This window comes from Paraburkholderia humisilvae, from assembly GCF_902859855.1.
In the GTDB taxonomy this organism is placed as follows: domain Bacteria; phylum Pseudomonadota; class Gammaproteobacteria; order Burkholderiales; family Burkholderiaceae; genus Paraburkholderia; species Paraburkholderia humisilvae.
On the sequence record NZ_CADIKH010000006.1, the window covers coordinates 25880 to 43550 of the forward strand.

A 17671-nucleotide genomic window follows, 5' to 3' on the forward strand; every position below is an offset into this window, starting at 1 on the left:
GCAGGCGTCCCGGAGCCTGGCGCCGTGCAAGCCGCTAGAGCACCTTCCCCGTTTCGAGCCACCCATTGATCACCGCGATCGCGGTCGCGCGGTTATGCACACCCAGCGCGCGAAAAATGACCGACAGATGGACCTTCACCGTCCCTTCGGCGACCCCGAGATCGCGCGCAATCATCTTGTTGGTCCAGCCGCGATGCACGAGCCGCATGATTTCCTGCTGGCGCGGCGACAGGTTTTCGAGCAGATGCCGTTGATGCGGCTGCAGCGCCTCGACACGCGCCACCGGCTCGGGCTCCGGGCTGCTTCGCGCGCCCGCGCCTGCGCTGGTCGTCTCGGCGACGGCTTCGCGCGCGCCGAGCAGGCTCAATGCTTCCATCGGCACATACGCACCGCCCGACAGCACGAGTTCGATTGCCTTGAGCATCACGCTGGCCGGCTGCCGCTTCGGCACGAAGCCGAGCGCGCCGGCGGCAAGCACCGCGCGCATCTCGCCAGGCGATTCTTCCGCGGATAGCACGACGACGGGCAGCGCAGGGTTTGCCTTCAACAGGCTTTCGAGCGACGCCGCGCCGGTCATGCCGGGCATATGCAGATCGACGATCGCGAGATCGTGATTCGCGTCGGGCCGCGCAAGGGCGGCCAGCGTTTCCCAGCTGTCGGCTTCATCGAACTGCGCTGCCGGATCGAGCCCGCGCAACAGTCCTTTGACGCCCTGGCGGATCAGTTCATGGTCGTCGGCCACAAGAAACTTCATGATGTCTCCGCGAGTTGGCCCTGTCGGTTCGTGATGCTGCCGCTGCACCGCGGCGCGTGCGTTCGCGCGTCGCGGCAACCTGCCGGGGCCGAAGCGAACGGCGCACACCGTTGCGCACGGTGCCGCGCCATCCGTTCGCCGGGCTGCGGCGCGCGCTCCCATAGCCAAGGTTGCGCGCCGCGGCCCGCTGCTTTCCCCGAGATCCGCCGTCTATGGATCGTTGCAGCGTCTATGTGTTACGTGATGCGTACTGCCTGCCGCCTGTTATATCGCCTGTCGTACAGTCTGCTGCTACCCGCGATGCCGCGCGGGTTTCCTTTGCCGCCCATGCTACGGCCGAACGTCCGGCCTGCGGCTCGGTTGATGTCCGGCGGCCTGTCGGCGCAGTTCTGCGTCCGCGTCCGGTGGCGCGCTCTGGTTGCTTATTGTTGGCGTCCTGTGCAGCGAATGCAATCCTGCCTGCGACCGGACGCGGTCCCTCGCGCTACCGCTTCGCTACCCGGCCGCGCGGCCCTGTGCCGGGCCGTCGCGGCAGCGGCGGTGCGCTGCGGCGTCGTGTGGCGCGACGCTTACGCGCCGCAGCCTGCTACGTAGACGAGCGCGCCGAAACGTTTTTGAAGGGGAGTACCCGTCGCGAGGTGATAGACGAAAGGCGTATCCGCGAGCCGCTTGCGTGATGCATGCTGCGCTGCGCACTGGCCACCATGCGACGGACACACTACCGGCTGACCGCGAAGAGCGTCGCATTCATCAACAGCTTGAACGCAAAACCGACGGCCATCGCACTGCCGACGCCGACGCACCACAGCGCGACGAACCACAGCCAGCCCGGTACGCGGCGCGGCCGCGCGTCAATGGTAGTGGACTTCGCCATGACGCACCTTGCCGCGGAATACCCAGTAACCCAAGGTCGTGTACGCGATGATGATCGGGATAATCACCGCGGCGCCCGCCAGCGTGAACATCTGGCTCGAACGCGGCGCAGCCGCTTGCCAGAGCGTGACGCTCGACGGAATCGCATACGGCCACACGCTGACCAGTAGCCCGATATAGCCGAGCAGCACGAGCCCGAGCGCGAGCATGAACGGCGTATTGTGGTGCCGCTCGCGCACCGCGCGGTACATGTAGAACGCGCACAGCGCAACGAGGAACGGCACCGGCAGCAATCGCTCGAACAGCCCCGAAGCGAACCAGCGCTGCGCGATGTTCGGGTCCTGCAGCGGCGTCCACAGGCTGACGAGTGCGATGAACACGAGCAGCACGATCGTCAGCGGCCATACCACGCGATGCAGACGCCGCTGCAGGTCGCCGTCGGTCTTCGCGACGAGCCAGCAACAGCCGAGCAATGCATAGGTTGCGACGAGGCCGAGTCCCGTCAGCAGCGAAAACGGCGTGAGCCAGTCGAACGCGCCGCCTGCGAAGCTGCCGTTCGCGGCGACCGGAATGCCCTGCAGGTACGCGCCGAGCGCGATGCCCTGAAAGAACGCGGCGCCGGCCGAACCACCGATGAACGCGAGGTCCCACAGGTGCTTGGTGCGGTTCGCTTTCGCGCGGATTTCAAACGACACGCCGCGGAAAATCAGACAGCCGAGCATGAAGATAAGCGGCAGATAGAGCGCGGACAGCACAGTCGAATAGACGAGCGGGAACACCGCGAACAGGCCCGCGCCGCCGAGCACGAGCCACGTTTCATTGCCGTCCCATACCGGTGCGACGGTGTTGATCATCAGGTCGCGTTCCTTCTCATCCGGAAAGAACGGAAACACGATGCCGATGCCCAGATCGAAGCCGTCGAGCACGATATACATAAAAAGGCCGAGCGCGATGATCGCGGCCCACACTACAGTAACGTCCATCCTGTTCCTCGCAAGTATCGATCAGATTCGGGGTGTCGAGCCGTATCAGGCAGTGGGCAGCGCGTGGCGCGCGGGGCGGCCGCGCACGTCGTCGGGAACGCCGTCCGGCGTGTGGCCGGGTAACTGGGGGCCGGTGCGCATCAGCTTCAGCAGGTAGTAGACGCCGGTGCCGAATACGAGGAAGTAGATGACGACGAAGGTCATCAGCGACAGGCTGACCTGCTGCGCGGTGAGCGGCGACACCGCATCGACCGTGCGTTTCATGCCGTACACCACCCACGGCTGACGGCCCACTTCGGTCGTGATCCAGCCGGCGAGCAGCGAAATGAAACCGGTCGGCCCCATCGCGAGCGCGAAACGCTGGAACCATTTCGCGTCATACAGGCGGCCGCGGCGGCGCATCACCCACGAGGTCACGGCGAAAGCGATCATCAGCATGCCGAGACCCGCCATCACCCGGAAGGTCCAGAACACGACGGTCGAATCCGGGCGGTCTTGCGGCGGGAAATCCTTCAGGCCGCGAATCTGGCCATCCCAGCTGTGCGTAAGGATCACACTGCCCAGATGCGGAATCGACACCGCGTAGCGGGTGGTTTCGGCCTTCATGTCGGGGATGCCGAACAGGTTGAGCGGCGTGCCGTTTGTTTCGGTGTTCCACAGACCTTCGATCGCCGCGATCTTCGCAGGCTGGTATTCGCGCGTATTCAGGCCGTGCTGGTCGCCGACGAACGCCTGAATGGGCGTGAGGACCAGCAGCATCCACAGCGCCATCGAGAACATCTTCTTCACGGCGGGGTCGCGCCGGCCTTTGAGCAGATGCCATGCGCCGACCGCCGAGACGACCAGCGCCGTGACGATGAACGCGGCAAGCGCCATATGCACGAGCCGGTACGGAAACGACGGGTTGAAGATGATCTTGAACCAGTCGACTGGCACGACATGGTTGCCGACGATCTCGATGCCTTGCGGCGTTTGCATCCAGCTATTCGACGCGAGAATCCAGAACGTCGAGATCAATGTGCCGATCGCGACCATCAGTGTCGCGCCGAAGTGCGCGCGCGGGCTCACGCGCTGCCAGCCGAACAGCATGATGCCGAGGAAGCCAGCTTCGAGAAAGAACGCTGTCATCACTTCGTACATCAGCAGCGGACCGGTGACGGGACCGGCGAACGCGGAGAAGCCCGACCAGTTCGTGCCGAACTCGTAGCTCATCACGACGCCGGACACGACGCCCATGCCGAATGCGACCGCGAAAATCTTCGACCAGAACAGGCACAGATCTTTGTAGTATGCCTTGCCGGTTTTGAGCCACCGCCATTCGAGCACGGCGATAAAACTCGCGAGCCCGATGGAGAGTGCGGGAAAGACGATATGAAAGGAAATGGTGAACGCGAACTGGAGCCGGGCCAGATCGAAGGCGGAGAGGGCAGAGTGCATTTTCGATTTCGGGGCGACGAACCACGCACGGCGACTCGTGTCGGCGCGCACTGCGTTTGGCAGATGAGGGGAGCGTAAGAGAGTGCGCCAGATCGTGCTGCGCCGCGACGTGCGTCGAAATTACGCAGCGAGGTGCATTGCCGCACGCGTCTGCGGCACGGCAAGCCTTTGATTGATATCGGAAAATGTGCGCCGCGCCTAGGCGGACCGCGAAACGGTTGCCGATGCGGCGTGCGTCAATCTACCGCGCCGCAGCATCGATGAAACGACGCGTGAATGGGTTCTGCTTCAGGCCGGCGGGTCGGACCACAGACGGCCACCGGTGGCCCAGTTCTCGCGCTTGACGTCGATGAGAATGATGTCCACCGATGACGGTTCGACTTTCAGCGTTTCGCAGGTGGCCTTCGTGATCGCTTCGACAAACTCGCGCTTCTGTTCGACGGTGCGTCCTTCGAATAGCTCGATGCGGAAGGTGGGCATAACAACGGCTCCTTGATGGTAGAAACAACAAAGGCTTACAGACGGCGCCGCTCGCGAACGGGCTGCATGGCGCCGCATGTCATGGACGGTCGGTTGGGAATCAGTCGCGATACGAGCGGTCGATGCGGTCCAGCTTACGCAGCAATGCGGGCCATTCAATCTCGCCTTCGACTGCGCCGCCATCGTAGAGCTGTTCGGCCGCGCGCTCCGCAACCGCTTCGGCCGGCAGCACGAGATGTGTGCCGCCGGCCTGTGCTTGCAACTGGATTTCGCACGCCTTGATTAGCGTTGCCATCAGCACATACGCTTCGGCGACCGTGCGGCCGGCTGTCAGCGTGCCGTGATTGCGCAGCAGCATCGCGGGCTTGTCGCCGAGATCGGCGACGAGGCGTGCGCCGTCGGCGGGCGAGAACGTGACGCCCTCATAGTCGTGATACGCGAGATAGCCGTGAAAGCGTAGCGCATGTTGCGAAGCGGGCAACAGACCCGCGGGCTGGATCGACACCGCAATACCGGCGGTATTGTGCAGATGCATCACGCAGAACGCGTCCGCGCGCGCAGCATGCACGGCCGCATGCTGCGCGAAGCCCGTCACGTTCACCGGATGCTCGCTTGTGCCGACGACGTTGCCGTCGATGTCAATCTTGACCAGATTCGACGCGCAGACCTCGTCGAAGCCGAAGCCGAACGGGTTGATCAGAAAATGACCGGGCTCGCCAGGGACGCTTGCGGAGATATGCGTATAGACGAGATCGTCCCAGCTATTGAGGGCGGTGAGCCGGTACGCGGCGGCCAGATCGATGCGCGTGCGCCATTCGGCGTCGGACAGCGGTCCGAACGCGGCGACACGGCCCGCGGGGGGACGAGCGAACGACATAAACGTCTCCTTGGATTCATGCGTGACAGATAAGCACGACGATGATAACGGGTAATTCGCCGGTGGCGCAGGTTGAGACCGCATACCGTCGATCGCGTGTTCGCGCTACGATGAAAGCTCGGGCTCACGCCGGCCGACACAGGGAGACACAGTCATGCGTGAAGTACGCTGGGCGTCGCAGGAGGATGAGGGCATCGAACATCTCGCGTTCGATGCGCGCGCGGATGGGTTCCATGTCGAAAGTGCCGTGGTCGGGCAGCGTTACGGAAAAAGCTACGGCCTGTATTACAGTGTCCTGTGCGATCCGCAGTGGCGCGCGACACACGCGTATCTGAAGGTAGTGGGCGGCGCCGAGCTCGAACTGCATGGGGACGGCGAGGGCCATTGGCGCGACGGCCATGGACTGACGCTGTCCGCGCTCGAAGGCTGCATCGATATCGACATCGCGGCGACGCCCTATACGAACACGCTGCCGATCCTGCGATTAAAGCTCGCGCGCGGCGAGCGGCGGCCTATCGCGGTTGTGTATATCTCGACGCCGGATTTGCAGGTGACACGCGTTGAGCAGGCGTACACGTGTATCGAGCCCGATGTCGAATACCGCTATGAAGGCATCTTTCGCGATTTTGCCGCGAACATGAAAATCGACGAAGACGGGCTTGTGATCGACTATCCGACGTTGTTTACGCGCTTGCCGCCGGTGGTTGGAACGAACCGCACCGTTCCGGCAGCATGCGAGTGACCCTGCTTGATTCTATTTGGCCGCCGCGGCGGCAAGCTTTGCCGTTGCCGCGGGGTTCTGCCAGACGTTGTCCTTAACCGTAATCCGTTGCGGAATCAGGCGCGCGTCGTAGAACGCATCGGCGACGCTCTGCTGTGCGCGCACGATATCGTCAGTGATGGGCCGCGTGCCGTAGGGAACGCGGCGTACCCACTTGTCGACTACCGCGCGGTCGAGTCCCACTTGCGCTGCAATCAGATCGACGGTTTCTGTCGGGTGCGCGTTGACCCATACACCGGTGCTGCGCAACTGTGCGAGCACGATGCTGACGACGTCGGGGTGTTGCTGCGCGAAGTCACGTGTTGCTTCGTAGAAGTTGTGTCCGGCTTCGAGCGACGTGTAGTCGGCGAGGGTGCGTGCATGCAACGCGTGCTGAGCGGCCGCGTAGTACGGATCCCAGATCGCCCATGCATCGACGGTGCCGTTTTCGAATGCGGCGCGCGCGTCCGCCGGCGGCAGGTAGACGGGCTGGATATCGGTGTAGCGCAGGCCGGCCTTCTGCAGCAGTGCGAGCAACAGGTAGTTCGAACTCGAGCCTTTTTGCAGCGCGACGCGCTTGCCCTTCAGATCCGCAACGGTGTGCAGCGGCGCATCGGCTTTGACGATTACCGCCTCATTGGTGACGCCCGCCGGCTCCGTGCCGACATAGACAAAGCGTACGCCCGCCGCTTGCGCGAACACCGCGGGTGGCGCACCGGTCGAGCCGAAGTCGATGCTGTTCGCGTTCAGCGCTTCAAGAAGCTGCGGACCGGCGGGGAATTCGAACCATTTGACGGTGTAGCCGAGCGGCGTGAGCTTCTGGTCGAGCGTGTGTTGTGCCTTGATGATCGCGAGTAAACCTGACTTCTGATAGCCGATGCGCAAGACTTTTACCGTGTCTTGTGCGGCGGACTGGGTGGATGCGAAGGTGGCGCAGGCAAATAGCGCGATCGCGGGCAGTGCACGTAGTACGTGGGGGGCGATGCGTTTGATCATCCAACGTTTCTCCATGGCTACGGTGGCACGATCGTCGCATGGACGATGGGTGCCGCAAACGAAGCAATAGAGATTTCGTTATGAAGTCTGTACACCTTCCCCCAGCGGCCGCTGCATCAATGTCGTATCAATCCACCGGCCATGTTTGAACCCCACCCCGCGCAGCGTGCCGACGAGTTCAAACCCCGCGTCCCGATGCAGTGACATCGAGCCGCCGGTGCCGCCGTCCGCGACCACCGCGATCATCTGCCGCCACGGCCCGCGTTCGCAGCGGGCAATCAGTGCTTGCAGCAGCGCACGGCCGATGCCGCGGCCGCGATACGCGTCGTCGATGTAGATCGAGTCTTCGAGCGTATGGCGGTATGCGATACGCGGACGATACAGGTTCGCGTAGCAATAACCGGCGACTTGGCCATCGAATTCAGCGACTAAAAAGGGCAGGCCGAGTGCGATGATCGTCGCGTGGCGAGATCGCATGTCGTCAACGGAAGGCGGCGTTTCTTCGAAGGAAGCCACGCCGGTCAGCACATGGTGCGCATAGATCGCCTGAATGGCTGGAAAGTCCGCATCGCTTGCGTCGCGCAGAGCCGGAGAAAGGGCGGGGCTGGCAGCGGCGGAGACGGCGGAGGCGGGCTTGCTCATGGACATTCGCTGAGTATGGCTCTTGAAGCACTCACTATGCCCGATCAGTCGTGCAAATTGAAGTGCGTCAAAATTGCGCGCACCATGTAAACCCGTCGCCTCGATATTTGCTTCGGCTGACTGAACGTCGCGCCGCGATCAATGAGCCGGCTCGTTCCACGCGGGCAGTGTCGCACCGTGATACACACTCTGAATCTCGGCTGCGACGTTCGGCTGCTGATAACTCTCCACCAGCGCATGCACCCACGTTGCGTTCGCATCCTTTTCGTTGACCGCGATAAAGTTGCGATACGGATTGCCGCTCACCTGCTCCTGTGCAATCCGTTCATCGGGAATACGGATGCCGCTCTTGACGGCCCAGTCGGTATTGACGACCGCCGCGTCGAGATCGTCGATCGCGCGCCCCACGATGCCGGCATCCAGCTCCTTGATGTGAATATGCTTCGGATTCTTCGCGATATCGCGCGCGGTGGGCAGCAGGCCGACGTCCGCACGCAGCGCGATCAACCCTTGTGCCTGCAATAGCAGCAACGAACGGCCTTCATTGCTCGGGTCGTTCGGTACGCCGATCGTCGCGCCATCGGGCAGTGCGGCAACCGATTTGACCTTGCGCGAATAAAGGCCAATTGGTTGCACATACGTGAAGCCGACCGGCACGATCCGGTAGCCGCGCGCCTTGATCTGCGCATCCAGATACGGCTTGTGCTGAAACGAGTTCGCATCGAGATCGTGCACCGACAGCGCTTCATTCGGCTGCGTATAGTCGGAGAATGCGGTGACCTTGATCGTGAGGCCATGCTTTGCCGCATTGGCCGCGACCACGCGCCAGACGTCCTCGTCTTCGCCGGACATGATGCCGACGCGTAGTGTCTTTTCCGCCGCATGCGCGAACTGCAATGTCGCGAGACTCAAGCCAAGCAGCAGGGCGGTCAGAATAAGGGTGGTGAGTTTGCTGTTCTTCATGGGATGCGCGGGGTCGTGTGAGTTGAACATGACCGGCATCCTAAGTATCGGGCGGCGCCGCTGACAAATAATTTTGCTTCGTTTGCTATTTCAGCGTGCCGATATATCGGTATCGCAATTCAGCGCTTGTCTGCTATTGCATGGCTGATGCCGCGTCGGCGTCACCCAGCGGACGTCGCGTGCCGGCGCAGCGCCGGCGAATTGCGCAGCATGCCGATGCACGCATCCGCGAGAAATTTCGCGTCACGCGGTAAGTCGACCGAGCCATAATCGAGCAGCCAGTCCCGCAGCACGCCGCCCAGAAACATCTGCAGCACGCCTGCCGCGCGTGTCGTATCGAGTTCGGGCGGCAACTGCCCTTTATCGATCGCATTGCGCAAACCCAGTTCCATCCGCGCGCGTCCGTCGCGTGCCGCGGTGCGCTGCCGCTCGAGTACGGGCGCCAGCTCCTCGGTGTATTCGCACTTCGTGAACAGCACCTCGAACACACGCCGGCTATGTGGTTCGATCGCGGCCTTGGCGAGGCAGAACATGAACAGGTCGCGGATCCGCCCGAGCGGATCCGCTTCGCGTGGGTCGAAGGTCGCGGTGACCAGCATCTCCATCGGCAGTTTCACGCGCTCGGCCATCGCGTTGAACACCTCACACTTGTTCTTGAAGTGCCCATAGATCGCGCCGCGCGTGAGCCCGGCGCGCTCGGCAATCTGCGCAAGCGACGTGTGCGAGAAGCCATGCTGGAAGAACGTCACCTCCGCGGCATCGAGAATCTGATCGCGCGTTTTCAGCGCGTCTTCGCGGGTCCGTCTCATCGCGGCTAAACTTTAGCCTCATCCGGGTCGCCCTCGTCGGCATGGTGGATCTTCTTCGACGGTTCATCGAGCTTGTCACCGAGCAGGCGCCGCACAGCGACGTAGAACACCGGAATCAGCATCAGCCCGAAGAACGTCGCGAACAGCATCCCCCCGATCACGCCCGTCCCGATCTCATGACGGGACGCCGCGCCCGCGCCGGTCGACAGCACCAGCGGCGCCACGCCAAGAATGAACGCCATCGAGGTCATCAGAATCGGCCGCAGACGCAAGCGGCCGGCTTCGACCACCGCGTCGTACAGCGTCATCCCGCGCGCTTGCCCCTCGACCGCGAACTCGACAATCAGAATCGCGTTCTTTGCGGCGAGACCCACCACGGTGACGAGACCGATCTTGAAGTAGATGTCGTTCGGCACGCCGAACCACAGACAGAACGCGAGCATGCCGAGCATCCCGAGCGGCACGACCAGCAGCACGGCGACCGGAATCGTCCAGCTTTCGTACAGTGCCGCGAGACACAGGAACACGACCAGTACCGACAGCCCCAGCAGCACCGTCGCGGAACTGCCCGCGAGCAGTTCCTGATACGACTGACCGGTCCAGTCCGCCGAGAAGCCGTTCGGCAACTGTGTATCGACGATATTCTGCAGCGTGTCGATGGCCTGACCCGTCGAGTAGCCTTCCGCCGACGCACCGACGATCTCGATCGCCGAGTAACCGTTATAGCGCGGCAACACGAGTGGGCCGATGCCCCAGTTCGCCTTCACCACGCTCGATAGCGGCACCATGTTGTACGGCGCGATGGTGGTATTCGCCGCGGACGGATCGACTTGCGTCAGATAGCCGCTGCTGGTCGTCGCGGAAGTCGTACTGCTCGACGACGTTGAGCTGCCCACGCCGCCGGTCGCGCTGCTGGTGCTACCCGAACTGGTCGCGGTCGTGATGCCGTTGCTGTCGGCATTGGTCGACTTGGTCGGCGTGTAGAGGTGCTGGAATGCGTCGAGGCTCATCCGGTACTTCGCATCGGCCTCGACATACACGCGCTTCACACGGCCGCCGTACGTGAACTGATTGATAAAGAACGGCGCCAGTTGCATCTGGATCGTCGCGTAGACGTCGCTGAGTGATAGACCCATCGCCTGAGCCTGCACCCGGTCGACGGCGATATTCAGCTGCGGCGCGGTCGGCAGCGAGTTCGGCCGGATGCCGAACAGCACCGGGCTCTTCGCGGCGTTCGCGAGCAGCGTTGCCGTCGCCGCACCGAGTTCGTCGCGCGACTGTCCTTCACGCGCCTGCAGATACATGTCGATACCGCCGAACTGGCTCAGGCCGCGGATGGTCGGCAGGTTGACCGCGAAGATCTGCGCGTCCGGGATGCTGTGCAGAATCTGGTTCACCTGCGGAATCAGCTGCATCGCGGTCTTCGAGCGTTTGCTCCAGTCGGTCAGCTTGATAAACGCCATACCGACGTTCTCGCTGGTGCCGACGAAGCTGAAGCCTTCCGGCTGGAAAATACTCGAAATGTCCTTGCCGACCGGACTCTTCAGCAGCGTTTCGCGCACTTCGGTCATCACGCTGTTGGTGCGCTGGATCGTCGCGCCGGACGGCAGGTTGATCAGCGCAAGGATGAAGCCCTGATCCTCATCCGGCACGAAGCCGGTTGGCAGCTTCGTGTACAGAAAGCCGGTCAGCACCGTGACCAGCACGAACAGGATCATCCAGCGCGGCGCCCGGCGCGCGGAGTGCCCGACATGCTTCACGTAGTGGCGCGTCATCCAGTCGAAGCCACGGTCGAACGCGCGGAAAAACGCGTTCTTGCTGACGTGACTGCCTTGCTTCAGGATCGCCGCGCACAGCGACGGCGTGAACGACATCGCAAGGAAAGCCGAGAAGATCATCGACACGGCGATCGTCAGCGCGAATTGCGCGTAGATGATGCCGGTCGCGCCAGGCTGCAGCGCGGACGGCACGAACACCGCGGACAGCACCACCGTAATCGCGACAATCGCACCGGTGATCTGCTTCATCGCCTTGATCGTTGCCCGCTTCGGCTCGGACTTGTCCTCGGTCATGATGCGTTCGACGTTCTCGATCACGACGATTGCATCGTCAACCACAATGCCGATTGCCAGCACCATCCCGAACAGCGTGAGCTGATTGAGCGTGTAGTGCAGCGCCGACAGGCCGATGAACGTACCGAGCAGCGCGACCGGAATCACGAGGGTTGGGATGATCGTCGCGCGGAAGTTCTGCAAAAACAGCAGCATCACGAGGAACACGAGGATGATCGCCTCGGCGAGCGTATGCACGACGTCCGCAATCGACGCGGTAATGAACGGTGTCGTGTCGTACGGTATGGCCCAGGTCACGCCGTTCGGCAAGTCCTTCGCGAGCGCGCCCATCGTCGCCCGCACCGAATTCGCGACGGCCAGCGCGTTCGCGCCGGGCAGCAGGTACACCGCGAGGCCGGCCGCCGGCTTGCCGTCCCAGACCGGGGAGGTGCCGTAAGTCTGCGCGCCGAACGTGATTCTCGCGACGTCTTTCAGACGCACGACGGTGCCGTTGCTGTTCGACGCGAGGATGATGTCCTCGAACTGCTTGCGCGACGAGAACAGCTGATCGCCGGAGATGGTCGCGGTGAACACCTGGCCGGGCACGGCCGGGTCCGCGCCGAGCGAACCCGCGGCAAACTGCGCGTTCTGCGCGCTGATCGCGTTTTCCACCTGGGTGGTCGACAGGCCGAACGATTGCAGCTTGTCCGGATCGATCCAGACACGCATCGCATATTCGGAGCCGAGCAGCGTCGTGTTGCCGACGCCGTTGAGGCGGCCGATGGTCGGCTGGATATCGGACGCGAGAATATCGGACAGGCGTCCGGCGTCGATCGACGGATTGGTCGAGCGCAACGCGAGGAACAGCAGAATGTCCGGGCTCGACTTCGCCACCACGACGCCTTGCTGTACGACCGGGTTGGGCAGCAGCGGCTGCGCGAGCGTCACCTTGTTTTGCACCTGCACCTGCGCGATGTCCGGGTTCGTGCCGGTCGCGAAGGTCATCGTGATGACCGACTGGCCGTTCGAACTCGACTTCGAGCTGAAGTACAGCAGATTGTCGATGCCGGTGAGTTGCTGCTCGATCACCTGCGTGACGGTGGTTTCCATCGTCTGCGCACTCGCGCCCGGATAGGTCGAGGTGACCGTTACTTGCGGCGGCGCGATGTCCGGGTACGAGTCGACGCCCATGCTGCGCATCGAGATCACGCCGAACAGCGAAATCAGTATGGCGACGACCCACGCGAATACCGGGCGTTTAATAAAGAAACTCGGCATGCCGGAAACTCCTATTGCGTGCGGCTAGCCGCGCTCGCCGTGTCGGGTGCGGACGCCGCCGCGGCGCCCGAGGTTGCGGTGGCCGAGGCCGCCGCGTTCGGCGCTGGAGCGTCCGTTGCCGCGGCGCCCGAGGCCGGAGCGGCCGTCGGCGGCTGCCATGCGACCGGCTCCACGGGTTGCGCTTCATGGACGCTCTGCAAATGGTCTACGAGTACGCGGTCGCCTTCGGCGAGGCCGCTCGTGACGATCCAGCTGTTCTTGTACTGGTAGGCCGCTTCGATGTCCTTGCGCACGATCTTGTTGTCCGCGCCTGCGACGTACATGTACGAGCCGACCGTGTCGCGCAGCAGCGCCTGCTGCGGCACGAGGATCACGTTGTTCTGCTGGCCGAGGTTGATGGTGACGTTCACGTACATGCCCGGCAGCAGCACGTGCTGTGCATTCGCGACGAGCGCGCGCAGATTGACCGCGCCGGTGGTCGCGTTGACCGTCACGTCGGTGAAGTCGAGCGTGCCGAGCTGGCCGTACGGGCTGCCGTCCGGTAGCGTGATTTCGACGCTGGTCTTGTTCTGCTTCGATAGCGCGACCGAGCCGGTGTTCTGCGCCTGGCGCAACGTGACGAGATCGGCGGCGCTGATCGTGAAGTTCACGTACGACGGGTCGATCTGCTGGACCGTCGTGAGCAGCGTGCCGGACGCGCCGGTGTCGCTGTTGCTGCTGCCGACCACCGCGCCCCCGGTGACGAGCTGCTGTCCCGCGATGCCGGAAATAGGCGACGTCACGCGCGTGTAATCGAGATTGATGCGCGAGCTTTCGACCAGCGCCTCATCGGCCTTCACCTTGGCGGCGGAGCTGCGTTCGAGCGCATCCGAGTTGTCGACCGTTTGCTGCGACACGGAGCCGACCGGCAGCAGCTTGCGATTACGCACCGCGGTGATGTGGTTGTTGACGTAGGTCGCCTGATCCTGCGCGAGCAGCGCGACGTTGTTGTCGAGCTGCGCCTTGTAGAACGTCGGGTCGATCTGGAACAGCAGCTGCCCTTCGCGCACCTGCGATCCTTCGTTGTAGACGCGCTTGAGCAGCAGCCCGGACACGCGGGCGGTCACGTTCGCGCTGAAGTAGGGCGAAAGCCTGCCGACCAGGTCCCTCGTGAGCGGCACGTCCTGCTTGTGCACCGTCACCACCGACACGCGCGGCGGCGGCGGTGCAGCCGGCTTGTGTTTGCTGCAAGCGGCGAGGCCCACGAGGATAAGGCACAGCAAAGGCCCGCGTAGCGGGAATGACTTCATGAAGACTCCATTCTTGCTTGACGGCGGTAGTGACGACGACTCGCAGCATGCGTTGCGGTGCCCATTCGACAACGGGGCCTCGGCGCAGCCGCGAGTAGCGGGGGTTCAACCATGCAGGCCGGTGCGGTTCAGTGTGGCGGCGGCGTGGATGCCGTCGACGTCTGCTGCTGATCTGACGTCGACCCGGCCGGCGTGTGCGACGTCGCGCTGGCCGCAGCGTTCTGCATGTCCTTGAAGTCCCAGCCGCCACCGAGGTTCCTGATCAGCGCGACCGTGCTTTGCGTCAGCAGCGCCTGCGTGTCGCTCAGGTTCTGCTCGGCGAGCAGCAGTGTCAGCTGTTGGGTCAGCACGTCCTGCTGGCTGGCCGCGCCGGCGTCGAACTGCGCGTTCGAGCTGGCGAACAGCTGTTGGTTGCGTTTGAGAATATCGGCGAATGATTGCGTCTGCTGACGCAGGTGATTGACTGACGACAGGCTGTCTTCGACATTCTGGAACGCGGTGAGCACCGTATTCCGGTAGTTCGCGACGTCCTCGTCATAGGTGGCGCGGGCTTCGCGCACCGCGGCGGTGCGTGCGCCGCCGTCGAAAATCGTCTGGGCAAGATCAGGGCCGAGCGTCCAGAAGCGGTTCGGCAGCGAGAACAGATTGGCGAAGGTGTTGTGCTGGAAGCCGCCGGTCGCCGAAAGCGTCACGGTCGGGAAGAACGCCGCCTCGGCGACGCCGATCAACGCGTTCGCCGAAGCCGCCGTGCGTTCCGCGGCGACTACGTCGTAGCGGCGCTCGAGCAGCTGCGATGGCAGGCCGACCGGTATGTCTGGCTGCACGAACGCATATGACGGATCGCGCGCGATCGTGAAACTGGCAGGCGGCTCGCCGACCAATACCGCGATCGCGTGTTCGTCCTGCTCGCGCACGATATGCGTGGTCTGCAGATCGGCGATCACGACTTCGAGGTTGTCCTGCGCGGCGAGCACCTGGTCGTTCGATGCCATGCCTTGTCGATACGCCTCTTGCGTCATGTAGAGGATGCGGCTGTCGATGTCCTGTTGTTGCTCGAGCAGCTGGATGTCAACATCGGCCTGCCGCAATTCGAAATAGTCGATTGCGACGCTTGCCGCGATTGACAGCCGCTGGCCGGCCAACTGTGCGTCAGATGCCTGCGCCAAGCCTCTCGCCGATTCAACCTGGCGGCGGATCGCGCCCCACAGGTCGAGCTCCCAGCTGGCCGATGCGCTTGCGAGGAAGTTGTTCGCTACGCCGGGTGTGATCGAGCCGGTGGCCGAGCCTGACGTTGCACCTGACGGCGTGCCGCTGCGCGTGGCGGACAGATCCGCGGAGATCACCGGGAACAGTTGGGCGCGGTTCACCTGCACGATCGCAAGCGCGACGCGGTAAGCGGCTTCGGCGGCGGCGATCGACTGGTTGGCCTTTTGCGACTGTTCGATCAGCGCGGTGAGCTTGTCGTCCTGATACATGCGCCACCAGTCGCTCGCGAGCGAGGCCTGCGGGTTCGCCTGTGCGCGCTGCCAGTCGGCACCTTCCTTGAAGCTATCGGGAACCTGGACTTCCGGCCTGCGGAAATCCGGGCCCAAGGCGCACGCGGCGAGGCACAGCGCGGCCGCGAGCGCCGCGCCGTGCTGCAGCAGGCGCCGCGACGGCGAGTGCGGCAAACCTGGCGGCGTCTTAGCCGACCGTGCGAATGGCGGGACGAACAGCGAAACGATTTTCACGCATGCTTCCTGTCAAGGAATCGATTGGCAAGTGAAATGCGACGAACGGCAAAAGAGAAGGCTCAGCGTTCCTGGATAACGAAGGCTCTTGATGCATCCGGCGATTTTAGTCGCTATGAGTGAAGTTATGACGGTAGGTTTTGTTTACGACGTGTTTCGCATCGCGGCGGCGACGGGCATGGTGCAAACCGCAAAAGAAAGCTTAATGAAATAATTCAGTCGGGCGGAAAATTTGTTGTGCACCAGTTTATAGAATTGCGCGACGCGCATCACGTAGTTGAGTCGCGAAATGCGAAAGGACCTCTCCAAAAGGTCGGACGAACGCCAGCAATAAGGGAATCCGGCTAGAGTGCGCCGAAATGTTGCTTACAGAACACGGTGGAACTGTTGTGCAGGTCGGCTTCAGTGGATTGATGAAGAGGAGAGGTCAGCGTGCAAACGAAATAATTCATTGCGCGTTAAGCAGTAATCTTGACGAAGCATCCGCGCAGTTTGTCCGCATTAATTTGTCGCACGCACGGTGCATCAATCCAGCGCGTTTTCCGAGCGCCGGCTGGTGTGCAATCCGCACCCTTCGCCGGCGCTCAACTTGCGGAAAGATTACTTCCCGCACAGCAGCAGCAGACGCTCCTGTTCCGAGCACGGCCGATGATTGAGTTTTTGGGCAGCGGCGGCACGCTCGGGTGTCGCCGTTCCGGTGGCCGCCTGCATCGCGGCGCGGCGCGCAAGACAAGCCTTCAGATGTTTCTCGACCGGCGGATAGTATTGCCAACCCTTGCCAAGGCTTGGCAGCTCGAGCTTCACCTGCTTCCACTTCGGATGACCGTGTTCCTGCAGATTATCGAAGTTGTCGCAGAGCGAATCAGCAAAGCGGTTCAGATTGCCGACGGTATCGCGCAGGTTGTAGTCGTAGGTGACGAGAAACGCCTTGACGGTCCACGTCGGCACATCTTCCTTCAGCCAGTTCGGGTAGCTCGATACACGTATCGTCGCGGGAAAATAGGTCTGTTTCGCGCGCGCCGTTTCGGGCGCATTCGGATCGACGCGCAGGAAACGGATCTGCTGAAGCAGGTCGGGATTCATGTCGGTAAAGAGCTTCGCAGGCTGTCCGGCGACGATGATCGCGACGTCGATCTTCTTCACGATCAACGCGGCGAGCGCGTCTTCGTTGCTCAGATGCTGCGTGTTCTGCTCGGGAATCGGCTGGCCGAACATCAACCGGTAGAGCGTCGTTGCCGATTGCGCGGTGCCGCTGCCGATCAGACCGACACTGATCACCTTGTCCTTGATCTCGTTGATCGTCTTCATCGGCGAGTCGTTGCGCACGACGAAGTAGATCTCCTCGTCGTAGAGCGGCATGATGAGCCGCAGCGGGCGAATCGTCGTGCCGGCGTCCTGGTTGCCCGAGTTAGCCATGTCGACGTACGCCTGGTACACGTCCGACTGGACGAGCGCGAGCTTCACGCCCGGCTCGAAGCGCATGCGCTGCACGTTTTCCGCTGAGCCTTTCGAAGGAATCACTTCCAGATCGATGCCGGCCGGCTGCGCGACCCATTTCGACAGGTCGTTGCCGATCTGAATGTACGTACCGCGTTCCGGGCCGGTGACAATCTTGTAGTGAGCCTCGGCTGCGGCGCCCGCCGCGACGGCGCAGATCGCAAACAGCAGGGCGAATAGTCCCGCCAGTCCCGTTAGAGTTCTTTTCAGCATGGTCTCCCTCCATTTTGAGTGTTGATGTGCGGCAGACTG

The 17671-nt window shown here is 62.9% G+C and carries 16 protein-coding genes; 2 read left to right on the plus strand and 14 right to left on the minus strand.

Translation table 11 applies throughout. The features are described from left to right. Positions 1 to 34: 34 nt before the first annotated feature. The 6 genes from HV796_RS07445 to HV796_RS07470 all read right to left on the minus strand — a co-directional run bounded on the left by HV796_RS07445 (position 35) and on the right by HV796_RS07470 (position 5404). Positions 35 to 754 carry a response regulator transcription factor gene (locus tag HV796_RS07445; RefSeq protein WP_175225832.1) on the minus strand — a complete coding sequence of 240 codons (720 nt, stop codon included), beginning with the start codon at positions 752 to 754 and terminating at the stop codon, positions 35 to 37. Between the two features lie 718 nt (positions 755 to 1472). Further along, the gene (locus tag HV796_RS07450; RefSeq protein WP_175225833.1) at positions 1473 to 1628 is read right to left on the minus strand and encodes a hypothetical protein; all 156 of its coding nucleotides are present in this window, start codon (positions 1626 to 1628) and stop codon (positions 1473 to 1475) included. Further along, a complete protein-coding gene (cydB, locus tag HV796_RS07455; protein WP_175225834.1) occupies positions 1606 to 2610 on the minus strand; it encodes a cytochrome d ubiquinol oxidase subunit II in 1005 nt (334 codons plus the stop codon). Before cydB ends, HV796_RS07450 begins: the two co-directional genes overlap by 23 nt. Positions 2611 to 2655: 45 nt before the next feature. Next, positions 2656 to 4047, minus strand: coding sequence for a cytochrome ubiquinol oxidase subunit I (locus tag HV796_RS07460; RefSeq protein ID WP_175225835.1), 1392 nt, complete (start codon positions 4045 to 4047; stop codon positions 2656 to 2658). A gap of 288 nt (positions 4048 to 4335) precedes the next feature. Beyond that, positions 4336 to 4527, minus strand: coding sequence for a 4-oxalocrotonate tautomerase (locus tag HV796_RS07465; protein WP_175225836.1), 192 nt, complete (start codon positions 4525 to 4527; stop codon positions 4336 to 4338). Positions 4528 to 4627: 100 nt separating this feature from the next. Then, positions 4628 to 5404, minus strand: a complete 777-nt coding sequence (locus HV796_RS07470; RefSeq protein WP_175225837.1) for a class II aldolase/adducin family protein — start codon at positions 5402 to 5404, stop codon at positions 4628 to 4630. Positions 5405 to 5558: 154 nt separating this feature from the next. On the opposite strand from HV796_RS07470, the gene HV796_RS07475 reads away from it, so the two are divergent. Then, a complete protein-coding gene (locus HV796_RS07475; RefSeq protein ID WP_175225838.1) occupies positions 5559 to 6146 on the plus strand; it encodes a putative glycolipid-binding domain-containing protein in 588 nt (195 codons plus the stop codon). Between the two features lie 12 nt (positions 6147 to 6158). On the opposite strand, the gene HV796_RS07480 is transcribed toward HV796_RS07475, so the two are convergent. From HV796_RS07480 to HV796_RS07510, 7 genes are all read right to left on the minus strand, one after another. Continuing rightward, positions 6159 to 7160, minus strand: a complete 1002-nt coding sequence (locus tag HV796_RS07480) for a sulfonate ABC transporter substrate-binding protein (protein WP_175225839.1) — start codon at positions 7158 to 7160, stop codon at positions 6159 to 6161. Positions 7161 to 7238: 78 nt separating this feature from the next. Further along, entirely contained in the window at positions 7239 to 7808 is a 570-nt protein-coding gene (locus HV796_RS07485) for a GNAT family N-acetyltransferase (RefSeq protein WP_175225840.1), read from the minus strand. Positions 7809 to 7940: 132 nt separating this feature from the next. Then, positions 7941 to 8795: a MetQ/NlpA family lipoprotein gene (locus tag HV796_RS07490; protein WP_377692031.1), complete on the minus strand. Its 855-nt coding sequence runs from the start codon at positions 8793 to 8795 to the stop codon at positions 7941 to 7943. Between the two features lie 131 nt (positions 8796 to 8926). Next, on the minus strand, positions 8927 to 9574 hold the full coding sequence (locus HV796_RS07495; RefSeq protein WP_175225841.1) for a TetR family transcriptional regulator: 648 nt from the start codon (positions 9572 to 9574) through the stop codon (positions 8927 to 8929). A gap of 5 nt (positions 9575 to 9579) precedes the next feature. Next, entirely contained in the window at positions 9580 to 12903 is a 3324-nt protein-coding gene (locus HV796_RS07500) for an efflux RND transporter permease subunit (protein ID WP_175225842.1), read from the minus strand. Between the two features lie 11 nt (positions 12904 to 12914). After that, positions 12915 to 14192: an efflux RND transporter periplasmic adaptor subunit gene (locus HV796_RS07505; RefSeq protein WP_175225843.1), complete on the minus strand. Its 1278-nt coding sequence runs from the start codon at positions 14190 to 14192 to the stop codon at positions 12915 to 12917. Between the two features lie 128 nt (positions 14193 to 14320). After that, a complete protein-coding gene (locus HV796_RS07510) occupies positions 14321 to 15922 on the minus strand; it encodes an efflux transporter outer membrane subunit (RefSeq protein ID WP_246355740.1) in 1602 nt (533 codons plus the stop codon). 91 nt (positions 15923 to 16013) lie between these two features. Between HV796_RS07510 and HV796_RS45375 the strand changes: the two genes are divergently transcribed. After that, positions 16014 to 16136 (plus strand): hypothetical protein, encoded by a 123-nt coding sequence (locus HV796_RS45375; protein ID WP_281369764.1) that lies wholly within the window; start codon positions 16014 to 16016, stop codon positions 16134 to 16136. Between the two features lie 386 nt (positions 16137 to 16522). On the opposite strand, the gene HV796_RS07515 is transcribed toward HV796_RS45375, so the two are convergent. After that, positions 16523 to 17632, minus strand: coding sequence for a TAXI family TRAP transporter solute-binding subunit (locus HV796_RS07515; protein ID WP_175225844.1), 1110 nt, complete (start codon positions 17630 to 17632; stop codon positions 16523 to 16525). Positions 17633 to 17671: the final 39 nt, after the last annotated feature.

What these genes read in the sequence shown, in the direction of transcription:
- HV796_RS07445 (WP_175225832.1), bottom strand. Translation starts at nt 754, where the DNA reads ATGAAGTTTCTTGTGGCCGACGACCATGAACTGATCCGCCAGGGCGTC.
- HV796_RS07450 (WP_175225833.1), bottom strand. Translation starts at nt 1,628, where the DNA reads ATGGCGAAGTCCACTACCATTGACGCGCGGCCGCGCCGCGTACCGGGC.
- cydB (WP_175225834.1), bottom strand. Translation starts at nt 2,610, where the DNA reads ATGGACGTTACTGTAGTGTGGGCCGCGATCATCGCGCTCGGCCTTTTT.
- HV796_RS07460 (WP_175225835.1), bottom strand. Translation starts at nt 4,047, where the DNA reads ATGCACTCTGCCCTCTCCGCCTTCGATCTGGCCCGGCTCCAGTTCGCG.
- HV796_RS07465 (WP_175225836.1), bottom strand. Translation starts at nt 4,527, where the DNA reads ATGCCCACCTTCCGCATCGAGCTATTCGAAGGACGCACCGTCGAACAG.
- HV796_RS07470 (WP_175225837.1), bottom strand. Translation starts at nt 5,404, where the DNA reads ATGTCGTTCGCTCGTCCCCCCGCGGGCCGTGTCGCCGCGTTCGGACCG.
- HV796_RS07475 (WP_175225838.1), top strand. Translation starts at nt 5,559, where the DNA reads ATGCGTGAAGTACGCTGGGCGTCGCAGGAGGATGAGGGCATCGAACAT.
- HV796_RS07480 (WP_175225839.1), bottom strand. Translation starts at nt 7,160, where the DNA reads ATGATCAAACGCATCGCCCCCCACGTACTACGTGCACTGCCCGCGATC.
- HV796_RS07485 (WP_175225840.1), bottom strand. Translation starts at nt 7,808, where the DNA reads ATGTCCATGAGCAAGCCCGCCTCCGCCGTCTCCGCCGCTGCCAGCCCC.
- HV796_RS07490 (WP_377692031.1), bottom strand. Translation starts at nt 8,795, where the DNA reads ATGTTCAACTCACACGACCCCGCGCATCCCATGAAGAACAGCAAACTC.
- HV796_RS07495 (WP_175225841.1), bottom strand. Translation starts at nt 9,574, where the DNA reads ATGAGACGGACCCGCGAAGACGCGCTGAAAACGCGCGATCAGATTCTC.
- HV796_RS07500 (WP_175225842.1), bottom strand. Translation starts at nt 12,903, where the DNA reads ATGCCGAGTTTCTTTATTAAACGCCCGGTATTCGCGTGGGTCGTCGCC.
- HV796_RS07505 (WP_175225843.1), bottom strand. Translation starts at nt 14,192, where the DNA reads ATGAAGTCATTCCCGCTACGCGGGCCTTTGCTGTGCCTTATCCTCGTG.
- HV796_RS45375 (WP_281369764.1), top strand. Translation starts at nt 16,014, where the DNA reads ATGCATCCGGCGATTTTAGTCGCTATGAGTGAAGTTATGACGGTAGGT.
- HV796_RS07515 (WP_175225844.1), bottom strand. Translation starts at nt 17,632, where the DNA reads ATGCTGAAAAGAACTCTAACGGGACTGGCGGGACTATTCGCCCTGCTG.